We start from the raw sequence: 12,630 nt of genomic DNA, 5'->3' as shown, positions 1-12,630 counted from the left end.
ATGAAAGGTAATATTATTATAAAAAATGCCAACGAACTTGTTACTTGTAGTGGTTTTAAAGCTAAACAAGGTAAAGAGATGTCTGATTTAAAGATAATTAATGATGGGGCAGTAGTAATAGAAAATGGAATTATTAAAGCAGTAGGAAAGACGAAAGAGATACTTAAACAGTATAATGAAAAAGATTATAAAGTAATAGATGCAGCTAATAAAGCTGTACTTCCGGGGTTCGTAGATTCTCATACTCATTTTGTATTTGGAGGATACAGAGCGGAGGAGTTTTCTTGGAGGCTTCGTGGAGATAGCTACATGGAAATTATGAAAAGAGGCGGCGGAATTGTAAGTACAGTTAAAGCCACTAGAGAGGCTTCTTTTGAAGAACTATTCAAATCAGGATTAAAGAGGCTAGATTCTATGCTTTTTTTTGGAGTAACAACAGTTGAAGGAAAAAGCGGCTACGGATTAGATTGTGAAACAGAGCTTAAACAGTTAGAAGTAATGGATAAACTTGACAACACACATCCTATTGATATAGCAAAAACTTTTTTAGGTCCTCATGCAGTGCCAAAAGATTATAAAGGAAGAGAAGATGAATTTATAGATTTTATGATAGATGAAGTACTGCCTGTTGTTGCTGAAAGAAAATTAGCCGAATTCTGTGATATATTTTGCGAAAAGAATGTTTTTTCTGTTGAGCAGTCTAGAAGATATCTTAAAAAAGCTAAAGAATATGGATTTAAATTAAAAATTCATGCGGATGAAATTGTGCAGTTAGGAGGGGCTGAATTATCGGCTGAATTAGGGGCTGTTTCAGCAGATCACCTACTGCAGGCATCAGATGAAGGAATAAGACAGATGGCTGAAAAAGGAGTTGTTGCTACGCTTTTGCCTGGTACTGCATTTAGCTTAAAAGAGCCTTATGCTAGAGCTAGATATATGATAGATCAGAATTTAGCGGTTGCATTGGCTACCGATATGAATCCAGGTAGTTGTCATACGGAGTCAATACCACTAATTTTTGCATTAGCTACTCTTTATATGAATATGACTATTGAAGAAGCTATTACAGCACTTACTATTAATGGAGCTGCTGCAATAGACAGGGCTGATAGCATAGGTAGTATAGATGTAGGTAAAAAAGGAGATATTATAATTCTTGAGTTTCCGTCATATAAGTACATACCATATCATATCGGAGTAAGTACTGTTGAAAAAGTAATTAAAGACGGTGTTTTAGTTTTTAATAAGGAAGAGGGGGCAGCATTATGTTACAAGATTTAAACCTTAAGGAATTTTTAGAAAAAACAGCTTCTAAATCACCTGTTCCGGGTGGAGGAAGTGTAGCGGCTTTGAGTGCTTCTTTATCAGCTAGTTTGATTGAAATGGTTGGAAATTTGACTATAGGTAAAAAGGGATACGAAGATGTAGAAGATGAAATGAAAGAGATAGTTAGTATTTGTTCTAAATACAGAGAAAAATTTGTTAACGATATAGACAGAGATTCAGATGCTTTCAACAAAGTAATGGCTGCTTTCAAATTACCTAAGGATACAGAAGAAGAAAAGGCAGCTAGAAAAGAGGCTATACAAGAAAGTTTTAAAACTGCTGCATTAGTGCCTCTTGAAGTAGCTGAAGATGCTTTCAAGTTATTAGAATTTGCAGCAAAGGTTGTAGAAAAGGGTAATAAAAATGCAGTTACGGATGGAGCCGTTGCGGCTATGATGGCAAGGACTGCAGTTCTTTCAGCCTTATATAATGTAAAAATAAATTTAGGCTCTATAAAAGATGAAGAATTTGTATCTAAAGTATCAAAACAGGTTGAAAGTTTAGAATCTCAAGTAAATAATATAGAAAAAGAAATACTCTCAAAAGTTAAGTTGTAAAGATAAACTTCGGGCTATAAGCTCGAAGTTTTTTTACATTTATTATAGGACCTTATAGAACAGCAAAAAAAAGAGATATACACCAAAAGTGTTTATAGTTTTTTTATAAAAATACCCTTATATTATATAAAAATATTAGAATAAAAATAATCAACCATTTTTAAAAATTTATACAACTTTAGTCTGTAGTAATGTTACAATATATGTGTAAAACGAGGTAATAAATAGAATTAAAACTAATGAAAGGAGAAATGCATAAATGAAAAAATATGTTACTTTATTAATGATTTTAGTGTTAGTAATGGGTATAATACCTATTCAAACTTATGCTGCTGATGGAAGTGAACAGGGATTAGACCTACAAAAAATATTCAAAGAAGTTATAAATAAAACTGCTGATTATTTTAAGCAAATAGCTAATAGATTTTCAGACATGGGTAATCATTGGGCTAATGTAACAGTTGGGAAATTAGTAGAGTTAGGTATACTAGATGGTTATGGAGATGGTACATTTAGACCTAATAATACTATAACTAGGGCAGAGTTTGCAAAAGTAGTAAGAACATCATTAAGGTTAGATACAATAAAAGGGAATAGTTTTAATGATACAAAAAAACATTGGGCTAAAGATGAAATACATACATTAGTGAAAAAAGGTATTATTTTACCAAGTGAATATGGAGATAATTATGAGCCAGATAAAAACATTACAAGGATAGAAATGGCAAAAATGATAGTAAGAGCAGTTGGACTTGATGAAAAGGCAAAAGAATTAGCAGGACAAAAGACAAAATTTAATGATGATAATACTATCAAGTCAGAAGATAAAGGATACATAATTATTGCTAGTCAAAATGGAATTATAAATGGTTATCCAGATAATACATTTAAGCCAAATGGTGAGGCTACAAGAGCAGAGGCAAGTCAAATGATTGTAAATATGTTTGATGCTTTAGATAGAGGTATTAATGCAGGAGAGGAAAGCAACTCACAAGAAGATACTTCACAAGAAATAAAATATAGCAAAAACTTATTAAATACTAAATATGTTAATGCTGATGAATTTGAAATTGATGAAAATGGACAAATAATTATACAAGGAAATGAAGTAAAAGGAGCTTTAATAGACAACCTAGATGAAAAAGTTATTAAAGTGGCTAGTGCTTTAGTAGAAAACCCATACAAAGAAAATTATGTTAAAGTGAAATATTTTGAAGATGATGAAGTTCCTGCTGTTATAATAGGATTTGCAGAAAATAAAGCCCAAACTAATATCGGCCTTTATATGTTTAGATTTTCTTTCGCTGAAAAACAATTTAAAGATATAAGTATATACGATAAAAGATTATCATCAAAAGCTACAATTCGATTAACATTAGGCAAATTATTTGATAGAAATACAGAAGATGGTTTTGTTGACCCAGAATATAGAGAGAGATTAGAAAAATCACTTATAGCTTTATTTGGGGAAGTAGGAAAGGATATAACAGATTATGCAGTAGAAAAACTCCTTGAAAAGAGAAAAAAAGGTGATGGTGCTTTAAAAGGAGTATGTGAAACAAAAACATTTGGCAATATACAAGTTGATTATTGGAATCACCCAATTTTATCTGACCCAAATATAAATCTATATTTTACTATTAAGTAATGAAAGATAAAATTTTCAGCTATGTATTATATAACCGATTAGAGAAACTTCTCTAATCGGTTTGTATGTGTGAGGCATACATAACAAAACAAAGTACAAAACGGTTTGAAGGTTTATATAGTAAATGTGGTGGATATATGAGTAAAATGTTTGGTGGGACTATTATTTTAATGGAGAAAAATGTAGAAAAATGTCGGAAAATAATAACATAATTACTATTGATTTCTCAAAGTGTTTTATTATACAATGAATGTGTTATTGTATGTAGTAGATATAGGGCTGTGATTAGGTATTATAAATAAGAATTAGAACTGATAGAGATAAATGAAAGGGGGAGGCGTGTGAAAGCTTCAAAAGGACATGTAACTCCAAAAGTTACAGGGACTGGGGATGTCGTTGCTCCAGAAGGTTTATTTCTTGGTTTAGTTAATGTAGCTGTTGCTTTTAATGCTATTTGGGCAGCAAATGTATATACTCATGCAAATGCAAATGTTGGAGCTAATGCTAATGCAGCTGTTAATGCAAATGCAATTTATAATGTTAATACTATGGGATAATTAAATAAATTTACAGCCCTATATCATTATTAATTGTGTCTATAGTTTTGCAGAAATATAAGAAGGAAGAATATATTATATTTTAAGTTTTTTGGAGGGAGTAATTTTAAATTTAGTATTTTTGAATAAATTGAGATGTTTGACTAAAAAAAGGAATATTAAGGAGGTATAGTGTGGAACAGAATGTTGTTTCTGATTCTATTACAGGATTTAAATACGCACCTAATTTAAAAGATGATTATGAAGGATTAAGACAAGTTAATGGACCTATGATGGTGTCGTTGGACGTTACTAGTAGATGTAATCTTTCTTGTATTCATTGTTTAAATGATAGTAGTAATAGAGGAAACTCAGTATATGAGGAAATGAATGATAGAGATATTCTTATGGTAGTAGATCAAATAATCGAATTAAATCCACACACTGTTTGTATTTGTGGAGGAGAGCCATTGTTAAGAAAAAATTTATTTGATATTATAGATAAATTTTCACAAAAAGGAATATTTGTTAGTATGGTTTCAAATGGATTTTTGATAGACAGCGAATGTGTTAATAAACTTAAAGAATGTGGACTAAAATTTATTCAAATCAGTTTAGATGGTGTAAATAAAAAGCAACATGATTATTTTAGGAGTGTACAAGGTTCTTTTGATAGAGCAGTTTCAGCAATAAAACTATTAGTCAAAGCAGGATTTAATGTAGCCGTATCTTTTGTACCCAATAAATTAAATCATAAAGATTTTTATGAATATGTTGATTTTGTAAATAAATTAGGTGTTATTTCAGTAAGAGTAATGCCATTTCTTCCACTTGGACGAGGAAATAAATTTGGTAAACTACTTATGTTAAATGAAGAGGAATATTTCTATTTTCAACGAAAAATTTTTAGGTGTGCAGAAATATACAGAGGGAAAATGGACGTAGAATGGGGAGATCCATTAGACCATTATATACGAATGAAAAATAATTATAAAGCTGGGTTGAAGACATATTGTGTTGAAATACGTGCTAATGGAGATATATTTTTTTCAACGTATATGCCTATCAAAATTGGCAATTGTTTAAAAAAGTCTTTAAAAGAATATTGGTTAAATGGTCTTGATAATGTTTGGGGAAATCCAACTGTTATTCAATGGGTAAATAAAGTGAAAAATATATATGATTTTGAAAAGTTAGATCCTCAACCATATTTCGATACGCCTATAGAAATAAAATTGGATAATGGAGGGAGAATATGATTCTTCAAAAAAATAAAAATGACTTTTTACATGTAAGAAATGAGAAAAAAGGATACGTTTCTATTTTTAATCATAATACAAGAACAACTACTTTTTTAAATGAAACGGCCTATGAGATTTTAAAACTTGTTAATGAAGGGAAAAATTATGAGGAAATAGTATCTATATATAATAGTAAGTATGGTATGGGAGAAAATTTAGAGGAAGAAGTTCTTAATACATTATATAGTTTAAAATATAGGAAATTGATAGAGTTTGAAATGGAGAATAATAATATTAGTGAAAATGATATACGAGTAGCTGGAGAGAAAGATTATTCAGAAATTTCGAAATTAATCAAAAAGAATTTTATTAAACCAAATAAATATATTTATATGGCTGCTGATAATGAAGTTTATTATAATGAGGAGACTATAAGAATAAGACAATTTAATAATTATGAATATAATATTGTAGCAGTAGAGAATGCACGTATTGAAGCTGTTTTAACTATTGCACCGCCTCGTAGTCAATTTTTTGGAACTAGTTTGATTACTGGGATATTTTTCAGTCCAGATATGTCAGAAGATAAATGCAAGCTATTATTCACAAAATTGCTAGAGAAAGGTAAAGAGTATTTACTAGGCGATATAAATAAAATTAGAATACATATACCAGATACAGAAAATTTAAGAAATAAAAAAGAATTAATTTATCTTTTATTAGAAAATGGTTTTATAAATGAAGCTACACTTAAAAATGAAATTTGTAAAAAATACGACCTTATTTTTTATACACTTTTTATATAAGTTTTAAGTATTATATTTAAAATTATTTGAAAATTAACAAAAAATATAATTTTCTATAGATTATAAAAAGACGGATTTAGTAACGTATTTTAAATGGGGGAATGCAGGATGATAAAAATACAGGATAAATATGTTAATAATTTAAGAGAAATTCTTGAATTAATTGATTATAAGTTTATTATAAGTAATGTTCGTGGTATTTATAATTTTATTGACCCTTGGTTTGCAGATGTAAAAACAGGGGAGAGGGTACTTAAATGTATACCATCTTATTTAAGAAATATATTTGAATTTATGCTTTTGGGTAAATCGATGAATGTAAAAGAGCTAGAGGAGATTATAGGAAAGAAACGAGTTACTCTGCTTTTAGAATCAGGTTTAGCATATTCATTTGAAGATCAGATTAGATTAAATGATTATACTGTGATCGTTTATCAGCAATTATATTTTTTAGTGGATTTAAATTGCAAATATGAAACATGTCAGGATAAATACCCCAATACTTATATTGGTTATGATAGTTATCGTTTAGGAGAAAATATACTATTTAAGCGAAATACTAAAGTTTTAGATTTATGTAGTGGTTCTGGTATTCAAGGAATTTTAGCAGCTAGATCTGCATCGGAAGTATATTGTGTAGAATTAAATCCAGTAGCAGCTAATATGGCTATTTTTAATGTAAAACTTAATGAACTAGAAGATAAAGTAAGGATTATTGAAGGAGACCTTTTTAATGAAGTTAAGGGTCAAAAATTTGATATTATATATAGTAATCCACCATTTATTCCAATGATTAAAGGAGTAAATTATCCAATTTGTGGAGATGGTGGAGAAGATGGTTTATTTATAGTACGTAAAATTATAGGCGGATTACAGGAACATCTTAATGAAAATGGAGAGTTTATAATGTTTTGTCAAATGCTTGGAGATGAGGAGAATATATTCTATTTAGAAGAGTTGAAAAATAATTTTTATGATAAAAAATGGAAAGTCGAAGTAATATCGACTGATCGTATGTATTTGGGTTTTCAAAATAGAAGTGTTACAGAGCTTACAAAAATGATAAATCCTGATATTGATAAAAATATTGTTATTAGTAGATTGGAAAAAATTTATCGCAGTATGAATGCAAAATATCTTTATACAACATTGATTAAGATTAAACAGAATAATAAACTAAATAATATTGATATTAATCTGTTTAAATTATTTAATGATGTTCATTATGAAGATCGTATGATTGTAAAAAATAATTTGTCAATAGAACAGAATAAGGAACAATTTATTGTATGTTCTAATGGAAAGATATTAGCGCAAATAGATAGAGAAACAAAGGATTTATTAATGTTGTCTGATGAATTTAAAGGAAAGAAATCTATAGAAGAGTTAGTTGATATATTGATAGAAAAGAAAAATTTATTAGTTTCAAATGAAAAAATTGATTTGTCAAGAGAAAAAATTATAATGGATACGTTATCAGTTTGTAAGATTCTTCAAGAATCGAATGTAATTGAAATACTAAAATAGCGAGGATTGATCAGCGGTATTTGAGATTATTTTACAGGAGATAGATATTGATGAATGTGTTTATGATGAAATTTTTGAAAAAATATAAGTTGCGCATTTTTGTAGAAATAGTTTTGTCTCTTTTCTTTTTTATTATGTCTTTAATACCAGCATTCCTTATAAAGATTTTGATAGATTTTATTGTAAATGGAGATAAAAATTCTATACAAACTACTCTTTTTCTATTTTTATGTCTGTTTTATATTGTTAACAGCATTTTGAATTATTTTGCGAATGAATATTTTGTTTTAACGCGACAATATCTTTTGTATGATATTAGGATTAGTTTACTTGATAGTATTTCTAAAATAGATTATTTACAGTATCAGAAAATAAAAATAGGAGAATTACTATATAGTATAACGAGTGATGTAGCCAATATAGGTTTGTATATTGATTTTCTGATTTCATTGATTGTAAATATTTTAAAGATAATTGCCTTGATAGTAATATTATCATTCATAAGTGTCAAATTAATTTTGTTTTATTTACTTATAGTTCCGATATACATTTTATTAGTATATTACTTTAAGAAAAAGATAATATTATTTAATTATCAGGTCAAGCAAATGGAAGCTAAAATGACAGAAGAATTTCACGACTATTTTGAGAAAAATATTATTTATAGGGTATTCTCGGTAATCAGGATTAAATTATTAAAAATAAGTGAGTTTTTGCATTCGATAATAATATTTAATAAAAAGGCTATAATGGTAGAACGATCAGCGTCAATAGTTACTGGGAGTATAACAGGACTTTGGTCAATCATTTTACTTTGGATTTCTAGTATACTTATATTAAATAAACAGATTACTTTAGGAGAAATGGTTCTTTATTTTAATCTTTCGAATTATTTATATACACCGATAGATGCATTAGTAAATCTTTTTTATTCATTTCAAAGTATGAATGTGAGTTATAAAAGGATTGCAAATATTATGTTATTGTCAACGGAAGATTATAGTGAGAATAAAATTGAGATATCTGATGTTTGTGATGTAGAATTTGATGATGTTTCTTTAATAGTAGATGATAAAGTTATATTAAAAGATATTAATTTTAAGACATCTAGTAAAAAAATTTTTATAATTGGTTCGAGTGGGTCTGGGAAAACAACCCTTATTAATATGTTAATAAAGCTGATAAAACCAACTAAAGGAAATATAAAAGTAAATGGAATACCTATAGAAAAGATTAAAGATTATACAAAATTTATAGGAGTATGTTTTGATAAAGAATATATTATTAATGATACTGTTTATAATAATATAAAATTTTATCGTAATATATCATCAGGATTTTTAATAGATGAACTTATAAATCTTTTAGAGTTAAATGATTTCTCGGATATATTTAAACAGCAGGATATAGAATCTGTTATTAGTAAAAATTTTTCTAAAGGGCAAAGACAAAGAATTGCACTTGCTAGAGCTTTGTATAGTAAGCCTAAAATTTTGGTACTGGATGAAGCGTTATCAGGAGTAGAGTATTCAATGGAAAAGAGAATATTAGATAAAATTGATCAATATTTGCCTAATAGTTTGAAGATTATTTCTACTCACAGAATTAATCTTATTAATGATGATGATATAGTAATTTATTTAGAAAATGGAAGATTAATATATTACGGCAAATTTTCTGAAATTAAAAAAGTAGATATGAGCATAAGTTATAAAAGTCGGAGGGGAGGGGGAGATTAGCTTGTTTTTATACTATTTAAATATCATTATAAGTTTTATCTATGCTTTAGCTGGATTGTTGCTCATAAGAACAATAGCGAATAAATCGCCAAATCTTTGGTTTGGTATTCGTAATAAATATACATTGTCAAACAAAGAAATATGGAGAAAAACGAATAGATCAGGTGGTATAATACTTATAATTTCAGGGTTGATATTATTGATACCTAATTTATTTATAGGACCAAGTAATGAAAAATTCTATTTATGGTTTACGTTAATTTCGCCGATAGCAGTTATAGCTATTTTAGGGATAGCAACGTGGATTATTTCTAAAAGATTGTCTGAAGAATAAAAACTTCGGGCTATAGGCTCGAAGTTTTTTTACATTTAAAGGTCGAAATATGGAAGATTGTGTTGGGAAAATATGATTGACGTTTCAAAAAAATACTGCTATGCTGAATATAAATTTATATAAATTGGGAGGGGATTTTGTGGGATTAGAAAATAGAAAATATTTCAGAATTATGAATTCTTTTTTATTATTAATATTAATTCTAACTTTAGTTTTAACTGGTTGTAATAAAAGAGGAAATAATTTTACTAATAATGCTATAAGAGATAAAAATGTAAATAGCGAAAATAGATTACCAAAAAAGATAGATAAAGATAAAAAAGATGAATTAGAAAATATTAAGACAGAATGGAAAGAAATAAATAAGAAAATAGATAGAATGAAAAAAGAAGTTACTAATAAAAAGGGGAATTTGGGAGAAGATGCTATTAATAATGAAAATATAAAGAATTTAATAGAACAATATGAGAAAGAAGCAAAAACAATGGAGGAAATAAGTGATAAGTTAAACAAAGAAATAGAGAAAAATTTAAATAGTAAAGAATAGGTAATATTTTTTAATAAAGATAGATATTTAGGAGATATGGATTTGATGAAAAAGTTTTTTATTTATTAATTATAATAGTATTAGTTTTAAGTATGATAGTGCCAGCTTATGCAGATAGTAATCATAAATTACAAAAAGATGATATTATTAAGCCTAAGCCAATGTATATTGCACATATCTGTCATACTGAACCGTCACATGATTTTTGTGAATTGGAAGTATTATCAGACCCTCCATGTCAATGTCGAATATATGTTATTAAATGTTGTTGTGGAACAATCATGACCCGGATACAAAATTACTGTGAAGAACATCAACCATAAATAAATTTTCATTTATAGCATTAAAATAATTCTTAACTATTATATTTAAATTATAACCTTGTTATATACATTTAGAAATTAGCTGTATGTTTTTATTAGAAATGATAGTATAAACATAATAATATATATAATTAGAGCATATAAAATGGATGATAAAACTTTTCAATCTATTAGATGAAATGTTCTAAATGAAAGAGCAATATTATTATGCACTTATTAAACGCCTTTTTTTTAAAATATGAGAATTATATTTTTAGTAGGCATTTTTGGTAAGTGCATTATTTTTTTTGAAAAAAATAATGCTGGAAATTACCATTCCAACATTTATTATAGAACAGCAAAAAAAAGAGATATACACCAAAAGTGTTTATAGTTTTTTTTATAAAAATACCCTTATATTATATGAAAATATTAGAATAAAAATAATCAACCATTTTTAAAAATTTATACAACTTTAGTCTGTAGTAATGTTACAATATATGTGTAAAACGAGGTAATAAATAGAATTAAAACTAATGAAAGGAGAAATGCATAAATGAAAAAATATGTTACTTTATTAATGATTTTAGTGTTAGTAATGGGTATAATACCTATTCAAACTTATGCTGCTGATGGAAGTGAACAGGGATTAGACCTACAAAAAATATTCAAAGAAGTTATAAATAAAACTGCTGATTATTTTAAGCAAATAGCTAATAGATTTTCAGATATGGGTAATCATTGGGCTAATGTAACAGTTGGGAAATTAGTAGAGTTAGGTATACTAGATGGTTATGGAGATGGTACATTTAGACCTAATAATACTATAACTAGGGCAGAGTTTGCAAAAGTAGTAAGAACATCATTAAGGTTAGATACAATAAAAGGGAATAGTTTTAATGATACAAAAAAACATTGGGCTAAAGATGAAATACATACATTAGTGAAAAAAGGTATTATTTTACCAAGTGAATATGGAGATAATTATGAGCCAGATAAAAACATTACAAGGATAGAAATGGCAAAAATGATAGTAAGAGCAGTTGGACTTGATGAAAAGGCAAAAGAATTAGCAGGACAAAAGACAAAATTTAATGATGATAATACTATCAAGTCAGAAGATAAAGGATACATAATTATTGCTAGTCAAAATGGAATTATAAATGGTTATCCAGATAATACATTTAAGCCATGTGGTGAGGCTACAAGAGCCGAGGCAAGTCAAATGATTGTAAATATGTTTGATGCTTTAGATAGAGGTATTGATACAGGAGAAGAAGGCAACTCACAAAAAGATACTTCACAAGAAATAAAATATAGCAAAAACTTATTAAATACTAAATATGTTAATGCTGATGAATTTGAAATTGATGAAAATGGTGAAATAACTATACAAGGAAATGAAGTAAAAGGAACTTTAATAGACAACTTAGATGAAAAAGTTATTAAAGTGGCTAGTGCTTTAGTAGAAAAACCATATAAAGAAAATTATGTTGAGGTGAGATATTATGAAAGTGATAATGCTCCTGCTGTTATAATAGGATTTACAGAGAAGGAAGTTTTCGCTAATATCGGTCTTTATATGTTTAGCTATGCTTTTACTGAAAAAAAGTTTATGGATAATAGTATATATGATAAAAAATTATCTTCAAAAGCTACAATTCGTTTAAGTTTAAAAAGTTTATCTGGTGAAACTGCTAAAAATGGATTTGTTAAACCAGAGTATAGAGAGAGATTAGAAAAATCACTTGTAGCTTTATTCGGAGAAGTAGGAAGGGATATAACAGATTATGCAGTAGAAAAACTCCTTGAAAAGAGAGAAAAAGGTATGACTGCTTTAATAGGAGTATGCGAAACAAAAACATTTGGTAACATACAAGTTGATTATTGGAATCATCCTATTTTAACAGAACCAGATATAGTTTTATATTTTACTATTAAGTAATGTTAGATTAAATTTTCAGTTATGTATTATATAACCGATTAGAGAAATTTCTCTAATCGGTTTATATGGTGTGCTGGGCATGCATAACAAAACAAAGCACAAAACGGTTTGAAGGTTTATAT

Annotated in this window: 11 protein-coding genes; all 11 read left to right on the top strand. The window is 27.7% G+C overall.

Annotated elements, in window-relative coordinates; all coding sequences use genetic code 11:
• The 11 genes from hutI (at position 1) to BUB51_RS12690 (ending at position 12,508) form a co-directional block, all read left to right on the top strand.
• Complete coding sequence (gene hutI, locus BUB51_RS02195) at positions 1-1,281, top strand: imidazolonepropionase (RefSeq protein ID WP_073195059.1); 1,281 nt, start codon at positions 1-3, stop codon at positions 1,279-1,281.
• Entirely contained in the window at positions 1,266-1,883 is a 618-nt protein-coding gene (locus BUB51_RS02190) for a cyclodeaminase/cyclohydrolase family protein (RefSeq protein WP_073195057.1), read from the top strand. The genes hutI and BUB51_RS02190 overlap by 16 nt, the downstream gene beginning before the upstream one ends.
• A gap of 259 nt (positions 1,884-2,142) precedes the next feature.
• Positions 2,143-3,531, top strand: a complete 1,389-nt coding sequence (locus BUB51_RS12695; protein WP_083599479.1) for an S-layer homology domain-containing protein — start codon at positions 2,143-2,145, stop codon at positions 3,529-3,531.
• A 341-nt stretch (positions 3,532-3,872) separates the two neighbouring features.
• Positions 3,873-4,088, top strand: a complete 216-nt coding sequence (locus tag BUB51_RS02165; RefSeq protein ID WP_073195055.1) for a hypothetical protein — start codon at positions 3,873-3,875, stop codon at positions 4,086-4,088.
• Between the two features lie 173 nt (positions 4,089-4,261).
• Positions 4,262-5,326 carry a radical SAM protein gene (locus tag BUB51_RS02160; protein WP_073195050.1) on the top strand — a complete coding sequence of 355 codons (1,065 nt, stop codon included), beginning with the start codon at positions 4,262-4,264 and terminating at the stop codon, positions 5,324-5,326.
• Positions 5,323-6,114: a PqqD family protein gene (locus tag BUB51_RS02155; RefSeq protein WP_073195048.1), complete on the top strand. Its 792-nt coding sequence runs from the start codon at positions 5,323-5,325 to the stop codon at positions 6,112-6,114. The genes BUB51_RS02160 and BUB51_RS02155 overlap by 4 nt, the downstream gene beginning before the upstream one ends.
• A gap of 108 nt (positions 6,115-6,222) precedes the next feature.
• A complete protein-coding gene (locus BUB51_RS02150) occupies positions 6,223-7,641 on the top strand; it encodes a methyltransferase (protein ID WP_073195047.1) in 1,419 nt (472 codons plus the stop codon).
• 50 nt (positions 7,642-7,691) lie between these two features.
• Positions 7,692-9,380 (top strand): ABC transporter ATP-binding protein, encoded by a 1,689-nt coding sequence (locus BUB51_RS02145; RefSeq protein WP_073195045.1) that lies wholly within the window; start codon positions 7,692-7,694, stop codon positions 9,378-9,380.
• 1 nt (position 9,381) lies between these two features.
• Positions 9,382-9,714 carry an SdpI family protein gene (locus BUB51_RS02140; RefSeq protein ID WP_073195044.1) on the top strand — a complete coding sequence of 111 codons (333 nt, stop codon included), beginning with the start codon at positions 9,382-9,384 and terminating at the stop codon, positions 9,712-9,714.
• Positions 9,715-9,853: 139 nt separating this feature from the next.
• The gene (locus BUB51_RS02135; protein WP_073195042.1) at positions 9,854-10,261 is read left to right on the top strand and encodes a hypothetical protein; all 408 of its coding nucleotides are present in this window, start codon (positions 9,854-9,856) and stop codon (positions 10,259-10,261) included.
• A gap of 858 nt (positions 10,262-11,119) precedes the next feature.
• A complete protein-coding gene (locus tag BUB51_RS12690) occupies positions 11,120-12,508 on the top strand; it encodes an S-layer homology domain-containing protein (RefSeq protein ID WP_083599476.1) in 1,389 nt (462 codons plus the stop codon).
• The last annotated feature ends 122 nt before the right edge of the window (positions 12,509-12,630 follow it).

The sequence above is a fragment of the Caloranaerobacter azorensis DSM 13643 genome (assembly GCF_900129995.1).
In the GTDB taxonomy this organism is placed as follows: domain Bacteria; phylum Bacillota; class Clostridia; order Tissierellales; family Thermohalobacteraceae; genus Caloranaerobacter; species Caloranaerobacter azorensis.
The sequence above is the reverse complement of the archived record's forward strand: the minus strand, read 5'-3'. Positions and strand labels throughout refer to the sequence as shown.

Coding starts and splice junctions, on each gene's coding strand:
- hutI (WP_073195059.1), top strand. CDS start 1: ATGAAAGGTAATATTATTATAAAAAATGCCAACGAACTTGTTACTTGT.
- BUB51_RS02190 (WP_073195057.1), top strand. CDS start 1,266: ATGTTACAAGATTTAAACCTTAAGGAATTTTTAGAAAAAACAGCTTCT.
- BUB51_RS12695 (WP_083599479.1), top strand. CDS start 2,143: ATGAAAAAATATGTTACTTTATTAATGATTTTAGTGTTAGTAATGGGT.
- BUB51_RS02155 (WP_073195048.1), top strand. CDS start 5,323: ATGATTCTTCAAAAAAATAAAAATGACTTTTTACATGTAAGAAATGAG.
- BUB51_RS02150 (WP_073195047.1), top strand. CDS start 6,223: ATGATAAAAATACAGGATAAATATGTTAATAATTTAAGAGAAATTCTT.
- BUB51_RS02145 (WP_073195045.1), top strand. CDS start 7,692: ATGAATGTGTTTATGATGAAATTTTTGAAAAAATATAAGTTGCGCATT.
- BUB51_RS12690 (WP_083599476.1), top strand. CDS start 11,120: ATGAAAAAATATGTTACTTTATTAATGATTTTAGTGTTAGTAATGGGT.